We start from the raw sequence: 20561 nt of genomic DNA, 5'->3' as shown, positions 1-20561 counted from the left end.
AGAAAAATGAAGTAAAGCCGTTTAAACTCGCAATTTAATAAGTAATCTGTTGCTTTAGTCGACTAGTGTCCAGTATTAGGGGGTTAGACCGAATTTAGTCCGTTTATAGGCTATAGAGCTACTTTAGGCTAAAATTGTTGTATTTTTTGCAACAATCGTGCGGACAACAGAGGATTAGCTTGTCTAAAGTTGTACAAAGTACAACAATCACACGGCTGGGTAAGTAATTGTTTCAGCATTACGTCTCTCGGGCATAGATTGCTTTGCCCCAACCATAAATCACTCACAACCAAGGACGCAGCAAAACGTGTGTTATATTTTGTTTGCTCTGTTGCTCTGTTCTTTTCCGCTCTGCTCTGTTCTGCTCCGTTCTGCCCTGCTCCGTTCCGCTAATAAGCAATCCCCACCCGACACCCCACATACTCTCCCGCGAGAGCGACTCGGTAGGTGAAAGCCGCGGTGTCGCCTACGGAGATGGACATTCCGCCTTCGGGCAAATAGTCCCGCTCGGCGCGGTACTGTCCCTGTGGCTCGCCGTCGGGTAAATAAGTTGGACAGACGACTGTCCAACTTAATCCCGAGGCGGCGAGCTGCTCCCACGCTCTGCGGTGCTCTTCGGCCGCCCGCGTTGATGAGCGCCGGGAGTCCGGCGCCTCATAGCGCAGCAAGCCGGGATGCTCTCTGCTTTGCAGGATGCCGGCTGTACCGACAGTGACTATTCGGCTCACGCCGTGTGTCTTCATTGCCTCAATGAGATGAGGCGTAAACTCGGTCAGCACCGTGCCGCCATCGGTGCCGAGGCAGCTTATGACCAGCTCCGCCCCGCGGAGGGCAGCCAGTAGATCTACACCGTTACGAGCGTCCCCTTGAAGAATAGTTAAGCCTTCGGAGTGAATCCCTTTGAGCTTCTCTAGGCTTCGAACGAGTGCAGTGACTTCGTATCCGTCCGCTAGTGCTTTTTCCAAAATTCTTCTTCCTACTCTACCTGTGGATCCTAGAATGAGAATATGCACGGTGGTTCCCCTTGTTTCGTTAATGGTTATCATTATTATACGCTTATCACACTGAGGGAGGAAATTTCCTCGCATACCAAAAAGAGCTCGTGCTCGTATTCTCTTCCATGATAGATACCCCATCCCTTTGTTCAGATGGGGTAGGAATCTATTACAATATGTTCCCTGCATCGACCCCTTTGAACGCTACTTGAACCGAGTAAGCGAATCCAGCATAATAGTAGGTACTTAATTACGGCATAGAAGGGAATTTCCCAAGCATGAGAATTAATAAATTTATTAGCGAAACCGGTGTTTGCTCCAGACGGGAAGCGGACAAGTGGGTAGAGGCGAAGCGCGTTACGATTAATGGTGAGGTTGCCGGACTGGGGAGTGTCGTTGGCCCTGGGGATGAAGTTCGGGTCGATGGTCGACCGATTGGCGAGAAGAAGGAGCATGTTTATATTGCACTTAATAAGCCTGTGGGGATTACAAGTACAACAGAGGCGCATATCAGAGGCAACATTGTTGATTTCGTCGGGCATTCAGAGCGCATTTTTCCGATCGGCAGACTGGATAAAGATTCCGAAGGGCTTATCCTTCTGACCAATAACGGAGATATTGTGAACCAGATTCTGCGCGCGGAGAACAACCATGATAAAGAATACATCGTGACGGTCAATCGACCGATTACACCGATGTTTTTGCAAGGAATGGCTAGCGGGGTCCGAATTCTGGGCACGATGACGAAGCCTTGTGAGATTTACCAAGTTGGTGACCGCGTTTTCCGAATCATTCTCACACAAGGGCTTAACCGCCAAATTCGCCGGATGTGCGAAGCGTTCGGGTATCGGGTGGTGCGTCTGCAGAGGGTTCGGATCATGCATATCCATCTGGGCAATTTGAAGGTTGGTAAATGGCGGAATTTGACGCAAGGTGAAATGCAGGATTTAATGCATACACTTAGCAAAGAGAACAGCCAATCAAGATGAGCCATAACCTGTTGTAGTAATAATTGCAGTGAAATTTTACACATGTTTGGCATTCGATAAAAGGGTGCTCAGATATGTGTTTTTTGTTGAGTAATCCTAGTTTTTTAGCCTTAAATCGTTTCGATCTAGTGACATTTCGTGTAAATAAAAATATATAGCAGTAATCGAGTTTCCTAAAGCAACTTTTTTCCAGTTTTATACGTCAAGGATTATTATGGAATCTCTATGCTTCTAAAGAATTAAAGCTGTTTTGAGGAACGTAAAAAGTTGAGGAGGAAGATGACTTTGAAATTAATCAAACAAGCAGGAACATTGGTACTCGCATCGACACTGCTGCTCACTGCTGCGCCTGGGGTTTGGGCTGAAGCTGCTGTAGGAAGTACGTCCATAGCTCCCACGCTACCTGCATTTCCCGGAAAAGATGATAAGCAGTTGGATGCCAAAATTACCAAAGAACAAGCCATTGAACGAGCTAAGACCTACATAACGGTGCCGGAAGGCTATACATTTCAATCTATTAGTCTAAATGCTTATTACAGCATGAATGGCCGGAATATCCCGACGTGGAACATTAATTACACCAAAATGGTGAAAGATCGGAATTACGGTTCCTTAAACGTATCGATTAACGGATTGGACGGAACGTTGACCTCCTTTTCCATGAATGACAATGACCCTGAGCACAAACCAAGCTATCCGCCGAAGGTGGATTTCAAAGCTGCCAAGGACGCCGCTTCTGCCTTTATTGGCAAAGTGAACCCAGAGAAGCAGAAGGAGCTTGTTTATAATGATTCAGAGGAAAATGCATTTCGAACGCCGCTGAATGGTAATTATCAGTACAATATTCGATTCGATCGATCTGTTGGCGGTGTGCCCTTTGCTCCCAATGGTATTAGTGTGGTCGTCAATGGGGAAGGACAGGTTACGAATTATAACTATAACTGGGATGACAATGTCGCGTTTCAGCAAAATGTAACGCCGATTTCTAAGGAGAAAGCTGCCCAAATGTTCCGCGATAAGGCGAATCTTTCTTTGCTTTACCAGATTCCATACGGTGCCAAAGGCAAGAAATTGCCGATTATTTCTTACATGCTGGGCGGCTTTTCCTTGAATGCAGAAACTGGTGAGGTCTGGAGCCCCGTCAAAGGGATGGAAGATGCTGAGGGGAATAAGCCCTTAACCGACAAGCCACTGGCTGCTAAGCCGCCTGCTACCTTGGACCTGACTAAGGAAGAGGCGATTAAGAAGGTGACAACGGTTTTCAACCTGTCCTCCGACTACAAAATCCAAGAAGCATCCTATAATGAATCGACCAACCCTGAAACAGGGGAAACCATCTCAAATTGGAATTTAAGTTGGAATGAGGCGTCTGAGAAGGATTCCAAAGTTAAAATCGTCGGTAAAGGCGCATGGGCTAGCGTGAACAGCAAGACAGGAGAGATTACAAATTTCAACAGCTACATCCCTTACGGACCTGACGCCGATAAAGAGATAGAAGGTAAAATTGCTTTGGAAGATGCGATAACAACCGGTGTTGATTTTGTGAAAAAGCAGCTTCCTGCTTATACCGATCAGTTGTCGCTTCAAGTACAATCGGCTAAAAATTATTCCGAAGATCAGCTGAAGCATATGCGCAATTGGGATATTAGTTTTAAACGCGTGATCGATGGTGTAAATGCCGGGAATGAAGAAGTAACGGTAAGTATCGATCGTGTGACCGGCCAAATTGTTGGTTATCACTACTCCATCAGCAATCTGCCTTATCCACAGCAAAAGCCGCAGGTGCTGGCCATTGATAAAGCCAAGGATCTTTGGCTCGCGCAGTTTGACATCAAGTTAAATTATGTGGCCGAAGGCAGCGGGTTCATCGGTGGAATTCCCCTGGAGAAATACAGAGTGATGGTGGCAGCTGGGGATGTCCCGCAATCCATGGATCTGAAGACAGACGGGAAATTAGATGCAAAGCTTGTCTATTCACTCGTTCCTAAGTTCAACCGTGAACCTTTCCTTTTGGATGCGCAAACCGGTCAATGGCGGAATAGTGAAACAGGTGATGTAATGTCCTTGGACAAAGTGACAGTAAGCGACATTGACAATCACTGGGCTAAAAATGAGCTTCAGCTTATGCTTGATTATCAAGCGCTGGACGTGAAGGATGGCAAAGTGAATCCAGACCAAACCATTCAACGCGGTGAGTTAGTCAAAATGCTCGTTATTGCCATGAATGGCGGTAACGGTGGTATTTATTACGGGGCAGAACGGAAGGCATCATTTGCCGATGTGAGCAAATCTTCTCCTTATTTTGCCTATGTTGAAAATGCGGTTGATCGCGGTTTACTAGATGTAGGTGCTGAATTTAATCCAGAAGCAGCTATGAATCGTGAAGAAATGGCACAGCTGATCGTGAAGGCGCTTGGCTACAAGAGCCTGACGAAGTTCGACGGTATCTTCAATGGCAATTTCACAGATGCTGCTAAGCTTAAGCATGTTGGGGATGCAGCTATTGTAGTGGGGCTGAACATTATGTCACTAGACGATGGACAATTCGTACCTCAGCAAGAAGTGACGAAAGCACAGGCGGCCAGCGCCTTTTACCGCTTCTTGCAAAGACGGTCTGAGCTTCAGGAGCAGCCTCGTTACTATTACTAAATAAGCTGTTGAGGGGAGTTAGTTAACTCCTCTCATAACCAATAAAAGAAGCCTCTAAATCCACTTATGAGTGGGTTTGAGGCTTCTTGTGGTTGAGCGGGCTACAGATGTTATCTTGCCTTCTCTGATAAGGACATTGCGTCCTAGCTCTAGAACATTGGGAATACATATCGAACTAGGAAATACAGGACGCCGAAGATGATGACGACGTAAGCGGCATATTTGATGAAAGTAGAAGCAACTAGACTGGAATCCGATTTTTTCTCCACATGGCGTTCTTCGATATCGATATCGCGATGAGTCGACATTTGAACCACTCCTTTGAAGTTGTATTGCTATGTAATACCCTGCTGGGCACGAAGTGAAACACAGGAAAAAACGCTGCCAATATTATTTTCGTACAGGCGGACAGAGTTGTGCTACAATAATCTTTAAAACTTTAATAGCACAATGCGGAGAAAGGAAGTAAGAGAAAATGGTTGTTACCAGTAAAGTAGGTTTGGAAGATATTATTAGGGCCAATCATGTGCTCAGCAGGGTGATCGAACCTTCGCCGTTGCAACGCAATGAGCTGCTCTCTAACTTGTATGAATGCAACGTTTATCTTAAACGTGAAGATATGCAAATTGTCCGTTCTTTCAAAATTCGTGGAGCGTATAATGTGATTCAAAGCTTAACACCGGAGGAACGCGAAGCAGGTGTCGTGTGTGCGAGCGCTGGCAATCATGCGCAGGGAGTGGCTTATTCCTGTAAGCAACTCGGTATTGAAGGCAAAATCTTCATGCCGACAACAACGCCGAGACAAAAGATTTCCCAAGTTAAGCTATTTGGCGGATCTTTTGTTGAAGTTATTCTCACAGGTGATTCATTCGATGACTCCTCTAACCATGCCAAAGCCTACTGTGCTCAAGAGAATAAAGTGTTCATACACCCTTTCGATGATGTCCGCACGATTGCTGGGCAAGGCACAGTTGGTCTCGAGATTATGAATCAAATGCCCGAATCTCCTGACTATATCTTCGCAACGATTGGCGGAGGCGGCCTGGCAGCGGGAGTTGCAACCTATGTGGATAGTGTTTCTCCACGAACACGTATCATCGGTGTTGAACCGGAGGGCGCGGCAAGCATGACGGAAGCGCTGAAGCAGGGGAAGGTCGTGACCTTACCCACGATTGATAAGTTCGTAGACGGAGCAGCCGTGAAGCAAGTGGGCGAGCTTACTTTTGACATTTGTAAAGAAAAGCTTGAGGATATCGTCATTGTTCCTTCTGGCAAGGAATGTACAACCATTCTGGAGCTTTACAACAATAACGCGATTGTCATTGAGCCGGCCGGCGCGCTCCCAGTTTCAGCCCTCGATGCCTATCGGGAGCAGATTCGCGGTAAGAATGTGGTTTGTATCATCAGCGGCGGCAACAATGACATTGACCGTATGCAGCAGATTAAAGAAAGATCGCTCGTGTATGAAGGCTTGAAGCACTACTTTATCCTTAATTTCCCGCAGCGTGCTGGGGCCTTGCGCGAATTTCTGGAAGAAGTCTTAGGACCCACAGACGATATTACAAGATTTGAGTATACGAAAAAAAATAATAGGGACGACGCTCCAGCGCTGGTCGGCATTGAGCTCAAAAATAAAGATGATTATGAAGGTCTTATTGAGCGCCTATCTCAGAAGGATTATGGCTATATAGAAATAAATAAGGACCCCAAGCTATTTAACTTGCTTATTTGAGGAAAAATAGCCAAATGTGGAATGAATATGATATAGTTAATTAGTCCCATTTATTCCCTTAATATCGTAAAAGGCAAACTTATCGAAAGGTAAGGACGCAAAGCTGCAGATCTAAGGTTGCCCTCGCAACAATGATGGCTGGGCTGCCGACAGGTTGCAGTTTACCTAGACAGGTACACCTACGGCTATTCCGATTCGGAATAGCCTTTTTTTCATCAAATAAGGAGGTTCAAGAATGAGAGGCATACTTTCTAAGTGGATACAGCATATGAAAGCGCAAACGTTGGTCTATTTGGGCGTGCTGGGCTTCTTTTTGTTGACCATTAATCTACTTGCTGCTTCTTCTTTCTCCTTTTCGCCTTACGTTTACATTAGTGTGCTTGTTCAAGCACTAATCTGTCTATTTTTTGCGAAGAGTGTAGGGCAACTGCTTCTTACTAGTAGAGAGCAGGAAGAAAAGAGTAAACAACTAGCCTTTCTGGCCTATCATGATACATTAACGGGATTACCCAATCGCCGATTGTTTAATGACCGATTGGAGCGGGCGCTCCTGCATGCGCAGCGTAATGAACAACTGGCGGCTGTTATGTTCTTGGACATGGACCGATTCAAGGATGTCAACGATTCATTAGGTCATGCCTACGGTGATCGTTTAATTCGCCTTGCAGCAGAACGTTTGCTGGGCTGCCTGCGTGGATCGGATACGGTGTACCGCCAAGGTGGCGACGAGTTTACTATATTACTAGAATCTTTTGCGAAGCCTGAAGATGCAAGAGTTGTAGCTTCCCGAATTCAAATGGCTCTGGAAGAGCCTTTTATCCTAGATGGAATGCCAGTAACCATAACGGCTAGTATAGGGATAGCGTTGTATCCGTTAGACGGTAAGCTGCCTGAGCAGCTCATGGCGTATGCAGATGAAGCGATGTATGCGGCCAAGAATCGGGGGCATAACCAGTTCCAATTCTATGCCTCTGACATCGATGCCATGGTGAAGAGCAAAGCTCACATGGAGAAAGAGCTCCGATTGGCCATAGACAACAATCAATTTGAAATCCTATATCAGCCTCAATATGAAATAACAAACCGAAAATTAATCGGAATGGAAGCGATCATTCATTGGAGCAGGGGAGACAACCTCCTCGCAACTAGTATGGATTGGAAGAAAGCGGCCGAGGAAATGGGTTTCATGATACCTATCGGAAAATGGGCTGTACGAACGGCGTGCAGACAGATGAGAATCTGGCAGGACGAGGGCTACACACCGCTGAGAATGACTTTAGCAGTAACGGCTTCACAGTTTAAAGATGAGCATTTTATTGAAGAAATTGCCGTTGTTTTGAAAGAAACAGGTATCAATCCCATGTTGGTGGAGCTGGACCTTACGGAAAGTATCACATCTTCCAATGTACAAGAGGCTAGCGAGAAATTGATTATCCTGAAGAAATTCGGAGTGCGTATCGTGATGGATGACCTGTGTACAGGTCTTTTTACACGAAGCGGGCTCGAAGGTATGCCGCTCGATAGCGTAAAATTAGATAGCACATTGATTCGGGATTTGGTAGACGACGATGAGAATCAGCTGCTGGCTGCTGCCATAATTCGCATGGCTCACCGTCTAGGTTTAAATTTAATTGCAAAGGGTGTCGAAACAGAAGAACAACTGGAGCACTTGAGACTTTTGCAGTGTACGGAAGTGCAAGGAATGCTGTTCAGCAGCCCGTTAGGACCCGAACAATTCATGAGACTTATGAACGATAAAATTAACAAAGGGTAATCTAGATTTTATTAACCAGTGGTAGTATAATAAATAATTGGGGCTTGGAACCTATATTGTAGGGGCTTACAAAAAGACCATGTCAACTTGTATGACATAACGAATTATGTTAATTTGCTGGTGTATCGCTTTTATCTTGGGTTTCAAAATGATACACTCATGCTTATAGCCAGTCTTACATAATTTAACTAATTTTGGTCAACCTACAATGTGAGATTTCGTGGTTTTAAATTAATTGATCCTATGGGGGTAATAATCATGAAGAAAATGCTTTCAACAGCTCTTATGGCTGTAACGGTTTCTGCATTAGCTCTTTCCGGCTGTGCCAAAAAAGAAGAAACGAAACCGGCGGCTTCAGCAACTCCAGCTACTTCTGCAGCTGCAACAGCTTCTGCGGCACCAAGCAACAACAGCGGTAAAGACTTCAAAATCGGAATGGTTACCGATATTGGTGGCGTCAATGATAAATCTTTTAACCAAAGCGCATGGGAAGGCTTGAAGGCGCTTGAGAAACAAACAGGCGTTAAAGTGAAAAACCTTGAAAGTAAAGGCGATGCAGATTACACGCCTAACTTAAACCAATTCGTTAAAGACGGCTACAACCTAACTTGGGGTATCGGCTTCTTGATGGGCGATGCGCTAAAAACAGTAGCAACTCAAAACCCAAATGCTAAATTAGCGATCATTGATAATGTCGTTGAAGCTCCAAACGTAGAATCCGTAACATTCTCTGAGCAAGAAGGTTCTTACCTTGTTGGGGTAGTTGCAGGTCTAACAACAAAATCAAACAAAATCGGCTTCGTTGGCGGTATCGACATCCCGGTTATCAAACGTTTTGAAGCTGGTTTCGTAGCTGGCGTTAAAGCGGTTAATCCAAATGCTAAAATTCAAATTAACTATACAGGCGCTTTTGACAAGCCAGACCTTGGTAAAGCAGCAGCAGCAACGATCTACAACGATGGCGCTGATGTAATTTTCCACGCAGCTGGTTCCACAGGTAATGGTGTATTCAACGAGGCGAAAGACCGCGCGAAAAACGGTAAAAAGGTTTGGGTTATCGGCGTAGATAAAGACCAATCCCTTGAGTTCGGCGATGAAGTTACACTGACTTCCATGTTGAAACGTGTTGACACAGCAGTTATTCGTGTTTCCAAAGACATCATCGACAACAAATTTCAAGGTGGTAAAGTGGTTACACTCGGTCTGAAAGACGATGGCGTAGGCCTTCCTGAAACTTCCAAGAAAAATGTATCCGCGGAAATCTTGAAAAAAGTGGATGAGTTCAAAGCAAAAATTATTAGCGGCGAAATCAAAGTTCCTGAAAAACCTTAATTTAGGTATAAAAGGCGTTGCGGTTACGAACGATAGGTTTGCTTCTGTTCAAACAAGGCTAGTTATAATAACTAGCCTTGTTCTTTAGTTTTAGAGGTAATTAAAAAAATTGATCCTTAGGGTGATCTGATGAGTGAAGTAGTCCCTGTTGTTGAGCTTAGCAACATTACGAAGCGGTTTCCAGGAATAGTGGCGAATGATGCCATTAGTTTAAAGCTGATGAAGGGTGAAATTCATGCCTTGCTTGGCGAAAATGGCGCGGGTAAATCAACACTAATGAACATTGTGTTCGGACTTTATCAGCCGGATGAAGGTAACATTAAAGTGCAAGGCAAGGAAGTGTTTATTGATAGCCCGAATCGTGCTATCGAGCTTGGCATTGGTATGGTGCATCAGCATTTCAAGCTGGTTCAGCCATTTACCGTGACAGAAAACATTATTTTGGGCATGGAGCCCAAAAAAGGGTCGAAAATCGATTACAAAACAGCGCAAGACAAAGTACGTAAGTTATCGGAACAATATGGTTTGCGAGTGGATCCAAAAGCGAGAATAGAAGATATCTCCGTCGGCATGCAGCAGCGTGTGGAAATATTGAAAACGCTGTATCGCGGCGCCGATATTCTTATTTTTGATGAACCTACAGCTGTACTAACGCCGCAAGAGATTAGTGAATTGATGGTCATTATGCGCAATCTTGTCAAAGAGGGCAAATCCATCATTCTCATTACACATAAGCTGAAAGAAATTATGGAGATTGCCGATACCGTGACGATCATTCGTCGGGGCAAGGTCATTGATTCTTTAGAAATCGCGAAGACCAATCCGCAAATTCTGGCGGAGAAGATGGTCGGTCGCGATGTTTCCTTCAAAGTGAACAAGCAGGATGTGAAGCTTGGAGAACCCGTTCTCCAGGTTCAAGAACTAGTCGCGCGAAACCAGCAGGGTTTGCCTGCTTTGAAGGGGCTTAATTTTGAGGTGAAAGCCGGAGAAATTCTGGGCATCGCCGGTGTTGATGGCAATGGACAGAGTGAATTAATCGAGGCGTTAACCGGGCTGCGTTCTATTGATAGCGGTCGTGTGCTGCTGATGGGAAGCGATATTACAAACTATACACCGAGAGAAATCTCCGAGGCTGGATTGTCGCATATTCCTGAGGACCGGCACAAGCATGGACTCGTACTCGATTTTACTATGAGCGAGAACATGGTGCTTGAAACGTATTTTCATCCTGCGTATAACAAAGCTGGTTTCTTGAATTATGAAGCTATCGATCGCCATGCGGAAGCGTTGATTAAGCAGTTCGACGTTAGAACGCCAAGTATCTACAATAAAGCGCGTTCCTTGTCAGGTGGTAATCAACAAAAGGCGATTATTGCCAGGGAAATATACAAAAATCCCAATCTTCTTATTGCCGCGCAACCGACGCGGGGATTGGATGTCGGTGCAATCGAGTTCGTGCATCGTCAATTGATCGAGCAGCGGAACAAAGGCAAAGCAGTTCTGTTGATTTCTTTTGAACTGGATGAAATTATGAATGTGTCGGATCGCATTGCCGTTATCTATGAAGGACAGATTGTGGGAGAAGTGCTGCCGCAGGAGACGAACGATCAAGAGATCGGTTTGCTTATGGCTGGCAGTAAGCGCACAGAGAAAGGAGCTGCTCATGAATAAGGTTGCTCGCATTTTTACAAGTGAATCAGCGGTGAATCCGATCGTGGCGATTATACTTGGGCTGTTATTCGGAGCACTCGTGATGCTGGCAGGCGGATATAACCCGATTGCCGCCTATGGGGCGCTATTTTCTCGTATTTTCGGTAATTCGTATGATATAGGTGAATCTATTCGTGCGATTACCCCTCTTATTTTGACGGGATTATCCGTTGCATTCGCATTTCGTACAGGCTTGTTTAATATCGGTGCAGAAGGGCAATTCGTCATGGGTATGACGGGGGCTACATTTATCGGTGTCAAATTGACAGGTCTTCCATGGATTATTCATGCTCCATTAGCTGTAATCGTTGGTGCGCTTATTGGTGGACTATGGGGAGCTATTGCGGGCTATTTGAAAGCAAAGCGTGGAGTTAATGAAGTCATTACAACGATTATGTTGAACTGGATCGCTTTGTTCCTGTCGAATTATATCATTAATCAATTTCTTCTAGAGCCGAAGCAGCAGCGCTCCTACATGATCCAAGAGTCGGCATCTCTGAGTATCACATGGCTATCGACTATGCTGGAGAATGCAAGAATGCACTGGGGAACACTCATTGCGATACTCGCAGCGATTGTATTCTATATCATCTTATGGAAAACGAAGCAGGGCTACGAGCTGCGTGCAGTTGGTCATAACATCGACGCTGCGAAATATGCCGGTATGAACGTGAAGAAGAACATTATTAAAGCAATGTTTATCTCGGGTGTTTTTGCCGGGCTTGCGGGCGTGTTTGAAGTTCTTGGTGTTTTCCACTATCAAGTTGTTTCAGCAGGCTTCCCAGGTTACGGGTTTGATGGGATTGCAGTATCCCTGCTAGGTGCTAACAATCCAATAGGGATTGTTCTGGGGGCCGCACTGTTCGGCGGATTGTCTTACGGTTCAGCAGGTATGAGCTTTGGTGCTGATGTGCCGCCGGAGATTATCCGTATTGTCATCGGCTCGGTTATTTTCTTCGTTGCAACCCAAGGTATCGTTAAATGGGTGCTTATCCCGTTCTATAGTAAACGCAAGAAAGAGAGGGCTACGTAACATGGACCTGCTCACCATGCTTAACGCGTTTTTCATTAAATTTAGTGAACTTATCAACACGACGCTCGTCTATTCGACAGCGCTCATCTTTGGAGCCTTGGGTGGGATTTATTCGGAGCGCTCGGGAGTAGTCAATATCGGAATCGAAGGCCTTATGGTTTCCGGGGCATTCGCTTCGGCCGTTGGTGCTTATTATGCAGAAGAGGCGAATATGGGTATCTGGTCCCCGTGGATCGGTTTACTGACAGCCATGTTATTTGCGCTCATTTTCGCGCTGATCCATGCCGTAGCAACGATTTCGTTCAAAGCCAATCAAGTCATCAGCGGTGTTGTGATTAACTTCTTGGCAGCAGGCGTAACGTTGTATTTGGTTAAAGTGCTGTTCAATGGTGCTGGTCAAACAGAAACGCTCAATGATGTGTTTTCCAAATGGGAAATTCCGATTTTGTCCAAAATACCGTATATCGGATATGCATTCTTCAATGCCTATCCGACAACTTACATTGCATTGATTCTTGTCGCGGTTACTTACTATGTGCTGTTCAAGACACCATTCGGCTTGCGTCTTCGTTCAGTTGGCGAGCACCCGAGTGCCGCGGATACTGTAGGGGTTAAAGTGAAGCGCATTCGCTACATCGCCGTTTTGATTAGTGGTCTGTTAGGCGGACTTGGCGGGGCGACCATTACGCTCACGACAACAAGTGCCTTTTCACATAACACGATCTCAGGTCAAGGGTTTATTGCGATGGCTGCGATGATTTTCGGCAAATGGCATCCAGTGGGCGCGCTGGGCGCAGCAGTCTTCTTCGGAATGGCGCAGGCGCTCAACAACTTCATGCGTTTGTTCGAATTCTCGAAAAATATTCCGCAAGAATTCCTCTACATGCTGCCTTATGTGCTAACCATTTTAGTACTGGCAGGTGCAGTAGGCCGGGCTAAAGCGCCATCAGCTCTTGGTGAACCTTACGATCCAGGTGAACGATAAAAACAAAAAATGCACCGCTATGGGAGTATTCCCGAGGCGGTGCATTTTTTTTGTCTACTTATTTGATCGTAGGGGCCTCGTTTATATTTCTGCGATTTTGGATGGTTGGAGACTGTCGATTGATTCATTATGACTCAAAAATCGCTATTAGAGTCAACCAGCTTCCGTGAGGGTAAATTGGCTTTAGTGGTTACCAATGTTGTATTTCATACAACAATTTGCGCGCCAAAAGGCTATTTCACAACTTGAAGTTGCACTTTGTACAACATTTTGAGTCCATATGTTGCGAAATGGCCTATATAGGACCAAATTGTTGTACATGATGCAACAACAACGGGAGAAAGTCGAGATTTAGGCAGCAATTGTTGCACTTTCTACAACATTATTCACCTGCGAATATTTATTCAACCAGCAGCCTCAATTGGGCATATTTGACGATAGATCCCGGTGTAAGACACCTCAATGTAAAGTTAGATTGGATGAATGAATCGACGGTCTCTTATCTATAACAATTCAAACGTCTAAAGGCTAAGCACCTCACCCGACAATCGGTGAGGTGCTTTGTTATGACAAGATTCGAACGCGAAGAATGCTGTCGATTGCAAGGGGGAGTTACCCGACCACTAGTTAGCGGAACGTCGATTCGTTATTTTGGGAAATCTGCGCTAGAAATCAGATTAGAGGAAGTAGATGTCACTATTTGATCAATATGAACGATTCGAAGGCAAAAAACGTGAAATAACGCATCGACGTTCCTCTTCCTCATGATTTATGGTATTTTTTGTCAAATATCTAATCGGCGTTCCCTCGGCAATTATCATAGCATAATACAGCAGAGGGTTTTACATATGAGATCCGCCGCTTGCATCAATCAATTGCCCCGTTATCCAGCGGCTGTCTGAAGAGGCAAGAAAGGCGGCGATATCGGCCACATCTTCAGGCTGCCCCCATCTGTTAAAAGGGGAGAGACCGGCTGCGAACTGCTGCCCACCCGAATCCTGCAATGTTCCGGCATTCATATCGGTATCGATGATACCGGGCAAAATGGCGTTCACTGTAATGCTGCGATTCCCAAGATGCTGTGCTAAGACGAAAGTGAGTGTGTTGAGCGCACCTTTCGAGATGCTGTAGCCCAGAAAATTAGGGAAAGCCAAACGGGTAACAGCCGAAGAAATATTGATGATGCGCCCTTCGTCTCTTAGACGAGGCAATGCTTGCTGGATAAGAAATAGCGGTGCTTTGACATGAAGGTTCATGACTTCGTCAAAAGATTGTTCTGTCGTTTCCTCGATGGTTCCACTTTGCCCGATTCCAGCGTTATTGACAAGAATATCAAACTGATTACTGCTAGTGTGCTTCTCGAGGGCTTCGTCCAAACCCGCATATAAATCGCGAACGCCGTTTACGGCATTCAAGTCAGCACCAAGTGTAAAGGCGGAGCCGCCTTTATGCTTAATCTCGCGAGCCACTTCCTCTGCAGCATCGTAATTCTTTCCATAATGTACGGCTACAATGGCGCCATCCTGCGCTAGACGCAAAGCAATCCCACGTCCAATACCCCGACTTGCACCCGTTACTAAAGCTATTTTACCTTTCAACATGCTCATATCCTCATCTCCTTAAATGTTTTCATGTTTAGTTTTATCACAGGATGGCATTCGAAATGTTGCTCTCTCATTCCAAATTCCTGCCTTGTGAAAGGTTAATCGACCACCCTTTCGATATCTTGCTTTCTCATTAGCAAATGCGAACAAAAGACGCCATTCGGAGGTATAATTTTACGATCAATGTGGGAAGATTTAGGTTTGGGAGTGGGGGGCCGATAGTATCAGTACCCCCTAGTGAACATGCTTCAGGAACTGCATGAAAGGTATTGTCTGATGCTTGCGAGGGTGGCGAATCATTGGCTCGAGTGCAGGTTGGACAGTTTCCAATGGAAACCACTCTCATGCCTCGGAATTCGTGCTTTTATTGGAGATAATCCAATGGAAATAGCATTCAGGCTTTGAATATTCTGAAAGTGGGAGCTAAATATTACAAATATGACTTTGTGGACAGCTCCTTCTCAATGGTGATGTGTCATTTCCGCTTCAGTTGATATTGGCTTGAAAAAAAGAGTGCTCGATTACTGAGGAGGGCTCGCGGCTGATTTTCCCAACGAATCATGGACCAAATCAAAGCGATTTGATTTGATTCCGATACTCGCTTGGTGAGACGCCGTACCAGCGTCGAAATTGCTTAGAGAAGTAAAGCGGATCGTAGAAACCTACGGATGATGCAATCTGTTCGATGGTGAGCTCCAGCCGTTCTCGAAGCAGCAGGCGAGCTTTATCCACACGCAGTTTGAGAAGAAACGTGACAGGTGTTACCTTGGTATGGCGCTTGAACATGCGCGATAAGTACGCGCGATTGTAGCCCAAACTCTCGGCCATCAGCTCAATGGTGATAGGCTCTGCGTATTGGGTGGACAGGTAGTGAATCGCTTGCTGCACGATGCGGTCGCTCTCTGCTTCCGTGACCACGCCGGCTAGTGTGGAAGCAGACAATGTCTCACAGTATTCACCGAGTAACAAATGTAGGTATCCGATGGACTTCAGCTGTGCGTTCGCTTTTTTGGATCTTAAGGCTTGCTGAATATGGCGAAAAAGGACAGGGATGTGGCGGTTGCGCTTCGTATGGATAATGGGCTGCAAGGGATTCAATCCAGTTGAAGCAACCAACGCCGCGGCCTGCGTACCTGTAAAAGCAATCCAGCAATAATGCCACGGATCAGTCTCATCGGAGACGTAGCTAATGAGCTGTTCAGGCTCGATGACGAAGCTGTCTCCGGCGCCAAGCTCGTACTCTTCACCTTGCGAAGAGAATACCCCTTTACCCGATATCACATAGTGAATCAGAAAGTAGTCGTATACTTTGGGGCCTAACCGATGCTCAGGCTTCGTCTGACTCTCACCCGCAAACAACACGGTTAATTCACTTTCCTGGGAAGGCAATGGATTCGATACAACGTAATAGCTCTCCGACTTTGGCATGCCTGCTCTTCATCTCCGATCTACGCATCTTCATATAGCTTAACTTTATCATAAATCTATTAAAAAAGTAGTGAACTTGAGATCACATTTCTCCATGTGGAAATAACATGCCTCCATAGCCAATCACGCGTTCTTCTCGTATACTGAAGTTACAAAGATACCAAACATAAACGACTCCATCATCCTCAGATGACGAGCGAAATCTCTTCTAAATCCACTAAAGGCGGTGCCACAATGGCAGATTTGCAAGCTCTAAAAAACACGTTTATTGAAATTTACGGGAATTCTACAACGGCAATTTCAGCTTTTCATGCTCCAGGTCGGGTAAATTTGATCGGTGAGCACACGGATTACAATGGCGGTTATGTTTTCCCAGCAGCGTTAACGTTCGGAACGACTATGATCATTCGTCCAAGACAAGATCGTGTAATTGGATTTGCATCGACAAACCTGGCACTTCGTAAACAAATTTCCATAGATGACTTGTCCTATCAAGAAGAGGACGACTGGATCAATTATCCGAAAGGGATCTTCGTTCACTTGGCGAAAGAAGGTTTCCCTGTTACGCGGGGCTATGATCTTTTGTTCCACGGTGAAATCCCGAATGGTGCCGGACTTTCGTCCTCGGCTTCCATTGAAGTCGTTACAGCTTTTGGCTTATTAACACTTGAAAAGTATCCGATTGATACCGTGAAAATCGCATTGCTCGCTCAAAAAACAGAGAACCAATTCGTTGGCGTCAACAGTGGCATCATGGATCAATTCGCGGTAGCCAATGGCAAAAAAGATCATGCCATTCTGCTCATGTGCGACACGCTTGAGTATCGCCATGTGCCTTTTCAAAGCGGCAGCTACAAGCTGGTTATTGGGAATACGAACAAACGCAGAGGTCTGATAGACTCCGCTTACAATGAGAGAAGAAGCCAATGTGAGCAGGCTGTGACCTATTTGCAAAAGCAGTTTCCTTCGATCACTTTGCTTGGTCAACTGAACCTTGCGCAATTTAACGAATTTAAACATCTTATTCCAGACGAAACCATCCGCCGACGAGCGCAGCATGTTATTGAAGAAATTGACCGTGTGCTGAAATCGATTGAGGTGCTGGAAGCGAACGACCTTGAATCTTTCGGTAAGCTGATGATCGGGTCGCATGAGTCGCTTCGTGATCTGTATGAAGTAACAGGGGTAGAGTTGGATACGATGGTAGAAGCTGCACTGAAGGTTTCAGGTGTGCTTGGGTCACGTATGACAGGCGCAGGTTTCGGAGGATGCACGGTTTCTTTAGTTCACGAGGACAGTATACAGACATTTATCGATCTAGTGGGCAAAGAATATACGGAGAAAACGGGCCTGACACCAAGCTTCTACGTTTGTAATATCGGCAATGGTGTCGAGCAACTCGGGGAGGCATTGTAAAATGGCTATTCTAGTAACAGGCGGTGCGGGCTACATTGGATCTCATGCGGTAGCGGAGCTGGTTGCCAAAGGGGAAGAAGTCGTTATCGTTGATAATTTGCAGCAAGGGCACAGAAACGCGGTGCTTGGGGGCAAGCTGTATGTAGGGGATTTGCGCGACGGCGAATTTCTGGATACGGTTTTCACTGAGAATAGTATCGATGCTATCATCCATTTTGCAGCGAATTCGTTAGTTGGCGAAAGCATGACCAATCCTGCGAAATACTATCACAATAACGTGTACGGAACGCTATGCTTGCTTGAGAAAATGACGCAATACGGTGTGAAGAAAATCGTCTTCTCCTCTACGGCTGCCACGTATGGTGAGCCTGAAAATATTCCAATCCTAGAAAGCGACCGCACCTTGCCGACAAATACGTATGGCGAGACGAAGCTGGCTATGGAAAAAATGATGAAATGGTTCGATATTGCGCATGGTATCAAATATGTATCGCTTCGCTATTTTAATGCGGCTGGCGCTCATGCCGGTGGCAAAATCGGGGAGGATCATAGCCCAGAGACGCATCTGATTCCTATCATTCTTCAAGTGGCTCTAGGTCAAAGACCGCATATTTCCATCTTTGGAGAAGACTATGCAACAGAAGATGGTTCATGTGTACGCGACTACATTCATGTTAGCGATTTGGCAAGCGCCCATGTTCTTGCGGTTGAGAAGCTGCGTGGCGGAGCAGAAAGCAATATTTACAACTTAGGCAATGGCACAGGTTTTTCAGTCAAAGAAGTTATCGAAATCGCCCGTAAAGTAACCGGACATGCGATTCCTGCTGTCATCGAACCGCGTAGAGCCGGAGATCCAGCGACGCTAATTGCCTCCTCTGAGCGAGCAAGAGCTGAGCTTGGTTGGAAACCAACACGTGATTCCTTGGAATCCATTATCGAGAGCGCGTGGAACTGGCACCAAAATCATCCGAACGGATACGAAGAGTAGAGTAAGGCAGAAAAGTGCCGAACAATGCAGAACAATGCAGAACAGAGCTGAAAAAAGGCTTGTTTTGTAGAAAGGAACGTGGCACATGGAACGGACAGTTAAAGCGCCGCAGCATGCAGCGTTGAACATAGAAAGGCTCCTTCAGTTCGCCATACAAAATGGGCTGGTTGAGCAACTTGATGTATATACTTCTCGCAATGCTTTACTTGATTTATTCGGTCTTGCTGAACCTTATCAAGGCGAATTGCCGATAGAGAAATTAAGCAGTCCGGTTGCCTTGCTAGAAGAACTGCTCGATGCAGCTTTCGAGGCAGGCCTCTTGGAAGAGAATACGACAACGTACCGTGATTTGTTGGACGCACGGATTATGGGGCTGTTGATGCCTCGTCCATCCGAGGTCGTGCATCAATTCTGGAACACAGCCAAAACAACAAACGTTGAGGCGGCGACGGATTACTTCTATAAGCAATCCATCGATTCCAACTATATTCGGATGGATCGCATTCAGAAAAATGCCTACTGGTTGGCCGAAACAACGTATGGCGATCTCGAAATCACAATCAACCTTTCCAAACCGGAGAAAGATCCGAAGGAAATTGCCCTGCTCAAAACACTGCCGCAAAGCAGCTATCCCTTGTGTCTACTGTGCGTAGATAACTTAGGGTACGCAGGTCGTGTGAATCACCCGGCGAGACAAAATCTGCGTGTTATTCCACTGGAATTGGATGGCGAGAAGTGGTACTTCCAATATTCGCCGTATGTGTATTACAACGAGCACAGCATCATCTTCCATGAGAAACACATTCCGATGAAAACGACGGCGCATACGTTCTACCGTTTGCTGGACTTCATCGATCAGTTCCCTCATTATTTCATCGGATCGAATGCGGATCTGCCGATCGTAGGTGGTTCTATTCTGAACCACGACCATTTCCAAGGCGGACGCCATAAATTCCCGATGGAAAAAGCACCAAGTGAGAAAGCATACTCACATGCTGAGTTTGCCGGTGTGAAGGCCGCCATCGTCAAGTGGCCGATGTCAGTACTTCGCTTGAGCGGGCACAACAAGCAGCAGCTCTATAAGCTGGCGAGCAAGCTGCTCGAAGACTGGCGCGCCTATAGTGATGCGGAAGCAGACGTCCTCGCCTTCAGCGAGAAGGACGGACAGCGGGTCCCGCATAACACGATCACTCCGATCGCCCGCAACAATGCACGGGGCGAGTACGAGCTTGACCTGGTGCTGCGCAACAACCGCACCAGTGAAGAGCATCCGGATGGGATTTTCCATCCGCACCAGCACTTGCACCACATCAAGAAGGAGAACATCGGCTTGATTGAGGTTATGGGGCTGGCGGTGCTGCCAGGCCGCCTGCAAGAAGAGCTTGCGGATATCGCCAAGCTCCTCACCGGCGAAGCCGCATTCGGCCGCGAGATCCGCGAAGAGGCCGGCCATCCGCTGCATAAGCATGCGGAATGGATCGAAGCGCTGCTCGCGAAGCACGGCGCGGCGCTGCCGCAGGACGCAGCCAATGCGGTGCTGCAGGCCGAAGTCGGCAGCAAGTTCATGGACGTGCTGCTGGACGCAGGCGTATTCAAGCGCGATGAAGCCGGTCAAGCGGCTTTTGGACGGTTTTTGGCAGCTGCTGGCTTTGCGCAGTTGTAATTTGGAACTCTCTGGTCAATTAGACTGGGGAGTTTTTTGTTTTTGAAAATTGGAGAATTAGAAAAGCAAGTTGTACTGTGTACAACAATTTCCTTAATTTCTTCTTAAAAAGGTCAGGATGTTGTATGCTAGAGACCATCGATTCATTCATTCGCGGTAGAATACTGTTGTAAAAAGTGCAACAATTCTATAAAGCCCCCTAATTAAGTTGGACACTTTTAGGCTAAGAAAATACAATGAAATTAGCCGGAGGTTGTTCGTAT

Annotated in this window: 16 protein-coding genes and 1 riboswitch; of the genes, 12 read left to right on the top strand and 4 right to left on the bottom strand. The window is 46.1% G+C overall.

Features of this window, described 5'->3' with window-relative positions; genetic code table 11:
- Window positions 1-389 precede the first annotated feature (389 nt).
- Entirely contained in the window at window positions 390-1013 is a 624-nt protein-coding gene (locus ASG85_RS29905) for an NAD(P)-dependent oxidoreductase (RefSeq protein WP_060648628.1), read from the bottom strand.
- 260 nt (window positions 1014-1273) lie between these two features.
- Here ASG85_RS29905 and rluF point away from each other — a divergent pair, with 260 nt between their 5' ends.
- Both rluF and ASG85_RS29895 read left to right on the top strand, forming a co-directional pair.
- The gene (gene rluF, locus ASG85_RS29900) at window positions 1274-1984 is read left to right on the top strand and encodes a 23S rRNA pseudouridine(2604) synthase RluF (protein WP_057302812.1); all 711 of its coding nucleotides are present in this window, start codon (window positions 1274-1276) and stop codon (window positions 1982-1984) included.
- A gap of 285 nt (window positions 1985-2269) precedes the next feature.
- A complete protein-coding gene (locus ASG85_RS29895) occupies window positions 2270-4633 on the top strand; it encodes an S-layer homology domain-containing protein (protein WP_057302813.1) in 2364 nt (787 codons plus the stop codon).
- A 149-nt stretch (window positions 4634-4782) separates the two neighbouring features.
- Here ASG85_RS29895 and ASG85_RS38785 read toward each other — a convergent pair whose 3' ends face one another.
- Window positions 4783-4941, bottom strand: coding sequence for a hypothetical protein (locus ASG85_RS38785; protein WP_164484190.1), 159 nt, complete (start codon window positions 4939-4941; stop codon window positions 4783-4785).
- Window positions 4942-5108: 167 nt separating this feature from the next.
- On the opposite strand from ASG85_RS38785, the gene ilvA reads away from it, so the two are divergent.
- The 7 genes from ilvA to ASG85_RS38315 all read left to right on the top strand — a co-directional run bounded on the left by ilvA (window position 5109) and on the right by ASG85_RS38315 (window position 13903).
- Window positions 5109-6365: a threonine ammonia-lyase IlvA gene (gene ilvA, locus ASG85_RS29890; RefSeq protein WP_057302814.1), complete on the top strand. Its 1257-nt coding sequence runs from the start codon at window positions 5109-5111 to the stop codon at window positions 6363-6365.
- A 62-nt stretch (window positions 6366-6427) separates the two neighbouring features.
- Window positions 6428-6516: riboswitch (cyclic di-GMP riboswitch) on the top strand.
- 84 nt (window positions 6517-6600) lie between these two features.
- Complete coding sequence (locus ASG85_RS29885; RefSeq protein WP_057302815.1) at window positions 6601-8139, top strand: putative bifunctional diguanylate cyclase/phosphodiesterase; 1539 nt, start codon at window positions 6601-6603, stop codon at window positions 8137-8139.
- A 258-nt stretch (window positions 8140-8397) separates the two neighbouring features.
- On the top strand, window positions 8398-9471 hold the full coding sequence (locus ASG85_RS29880) for a BMP family lipoprotein (RefSeq protein ID WP_057302816.1): 1074 nt from the start codon (window positions 8398-8400) through the stop codon (window positions 9469-9471).
- Between the two features lie 129 nt (window positions 9472-9600).
- Window positions 9601-11142 (top strand): ABC transporter ATP-binding protein, encoded by a 1542-nt coding sequence (locus ASG85_RS29875; protein ID WP_057302817.1) that lies wholly within the window; start codon window positions 9601-9603, stop codon window positions 11140-11142.
- Window positions 11135-12214: an ABC transporter permease gene (locus ASG85_RS29870; RefSeq protein WP_057302818.1), complete on the top strand. Its 1080-nt coding sequence runs from the start codon at window positions 11135-11137 to the stop codon at window positions 12212-12214. Before ASG85_RS29875 ends, ASG85_RS29870 begins: the two co-directional genes overlap by 8 nt.
- A 1-nt stretch (window position 12215) precedes the next feature.
- The gene (locus tag ASG85_RS29865; protein WP_057302819.1) at window positions 12216-13199 is read left to right on the top strand and encodes an ABC transporter permease; all 984 of its coding nucleotides are present in this window, start codon (window positions 12216-12218) and stop codon (window positions 13197-13199) included.
- A gap of 566 nt (window positions 13200-13765) precedes the next feature.
- On the top strand, window positions 13766-13903 hold the full coding sequence (locus tag ASG85_RS38315; RefSeq protein WP_156389934.1) for a hypothetical protein: 138 nt from the start codon (window positions 13766-13768) through the stop codon (window positions 13901-13903).
- 138 nt (window positions 13904-14041) lie between these two features.
- Here ASG85_RS38315 and ASG85_RS29860 read toward each other — a convergent pair whose 3' ends face one another.
- Both ASG85_RS29860 and ASG85_RS29855 read right to left on the bottom strand, forming a co-directional pair.
- Window positions 14042-14806 carry an SDR family oxidoreductase gene (locus ASG85_RS29860; protein WP_057302820.1) on the bottom strand — a complete coding sequence of 255 codons (765 nt, stop codon included), beginning with the start codon at window positions 14804-14806 and terminating at the stop codon, window positions 14042-14044.
- A 567-nt stretch (window positions 14807-15373) separates the two neighbouring features.
- On the bottom strand, window positions 15374-16231 hold the full coding sequence (locus ASG85_RS29855) for an AraC family transcriptional regulator (RefSeq protein ID WP_060648627.1): 858 nt from the start codon (window positions 16229-16231) through the stop codon (window positions 15374-15376).
- A 234-nt stretch (window positions 16232-16465) separates the two neighbouring features.
- Here ASG85_RS29855 and ASG85_RS29850 point away from each other — a divergent pair, with 234 nt between their 5' ends.
- The 3 genes from ASG85_RS29850 (at window position 16466) to ASG85_RS29840 (ending at window position 20298) form a co-directional block, all read left to right on the top strand.
- The gene (locus tag ASG85_RS29850; RefSeq protein WP_060648626.1) at window positions 16466-17647 is read left to right on the top strand and encodes a galactokinase; all 1182 of its coding nucleotides are present in this window, start codon (window positions 16466-16468) and stop codon (window positions 17645-17647) included.
- 1 nt (window position 17648) lies between these two features.
- Entirely contained in the window at window positions 17649-18635 is a 987-nt protein-coding gene (galE, locus tag ASG85_RS29845; RefSeq protein ID WP_060648625.1) for a UDP-glucose 4-epimerase GalE, read from the top strand.
- A gap of 85 nt (window positions 18636-18720) precedes the next feature.
- On the top strand, window positions 18721-20298 hold the full coding sequence (locus ASG85_RS29840) for a UDP-glucose--hexose-1-phosphate uridylyltransferase (RefSeq protein ID WP_060648624.1): 1578 nt from the start codon (window positions 18721-18723) through the stop codon (window positions 20296-20298).
- Window positions 20299-20561: the final 263 nt, after the last annotated feature.

Source organism: Paenibacillus sp. Soil724D2 (assembly GCF_001427935.1).
In the GTDB taxonomy this organism is placed as follows: Bacteria; Bacillota; Bacilli; order Paenibacillales; family NBRC-103111; genus Paenibacillus_E.
Note: the sequence above shows the minus strand (reverse complement) of the source record. Positions and strands in the feature narration are given on the sequence as shown.

What these genes read in the sequence shown, in the direction of transcription:
- rluF (WP_057302812.1), top strand. Translation starts at nt 1,274, where the DNA reads ATGAGAATTAATAAATTTATTAGCGAAACCGGTGTTTGCTCCAGACGG.
- ASG85_RS38785 (WP_164484190.1), bottom strand. Translation starts at nt 4,941, where the DNA reads ATGTCGACTCATCGCGATATCGATATCGAAGAACGCCATGTGGAGAAA.
- ilvA (WP_057302814.1), top strand. Translation starts at nt 5,109, where the DNA reads ATGGTTGTTACCAGTAAAGTAGGTTTGGAAGATATTATTAGGGCCAAT.
- ASG85_RS29885 (WP_057302815.1), top strand. Translation starts at nt 6,601, where the DNA reads ATGAGAGGCATACTTTCTAAGTGGATACAGCATATGAAAGCGCAAACG.
- ASG85_RS29880 (WP_057302816.1), top strand. Translation starts at nt 8,398, where the DNA reads ATGAAGAAAATGCTTTCAACAGCTCTTATGGCTGTAACGGTTTCTGCA.
- ASG85_RS29875 (WP_057302817.1), top strand. Translation starts at nt 9,601, where the DNA reads ATGAGTGAAGTAGTCCCTGTTGTTGAGCTTAGCAACATTACGAAGCGG.
- ASG85_RS29870 (WP_057302818.1), top strand. Translation starts at nt 11,135, where the DNA reads ATGAATAAGGTTGCTCGCATTTTTACAAGTGAATCAGCGGTGAATCCG.
- ASG85_RS29865 (WP_057302819.1), top strand. Translation starts at nt 12,216, where the DNA reads ATGGACCTGCTCACCATGCTTAACGCGTTTTTCATTAAATTTAGTGAA.
- ASG85_RS38315 (WP_156389934.1), top strand. Translation starts at nt 13,766, where the DNA reads ATGACAAGATTCGAACGCGAAGAATGCTGTCGATTGCAAGGGGGAGTT.
- ASG85_RS29860 (WP_057302820.1), bottom strand. Translation starts at nt 14,806, where the DNA reads ATGAGCATGTTGAAAGGTAAAATAGCTTTAGTAACGGGTGCAAGTCGG.
- ASG85_RS29855 (WP_060648627.1), bottom strand. Translation starts at nt 16,231, where the DNA reads ATGCCAAAGTCGGAGAGCTATTACGTTGTATCGAATCCATTGCCTTCC.
- ASG85_RS29850 (WP_060648626.1), top strand. Translation starts at nt 16,466, where the DNA reads ATGGCAGATTTGCAAGCTCTAAAAAACACGTTTATTGAAATTTACGGG.
- galE (WP_060648625.1), top strand. Translation starts at nt 17,649, where the DNA reads ATGGCTATTCTAGTAACAGGCGGTGCGGGCTACATTGGATCTCATGCG.
- ASG85_RS29840 (WP_060648624.1), top strand. Translation starts at nt 18,721, where the DNA reads ATGGAACGGACAGTTAAAGCGCCGCAGCATGCAGCGTTGAACATAGAA.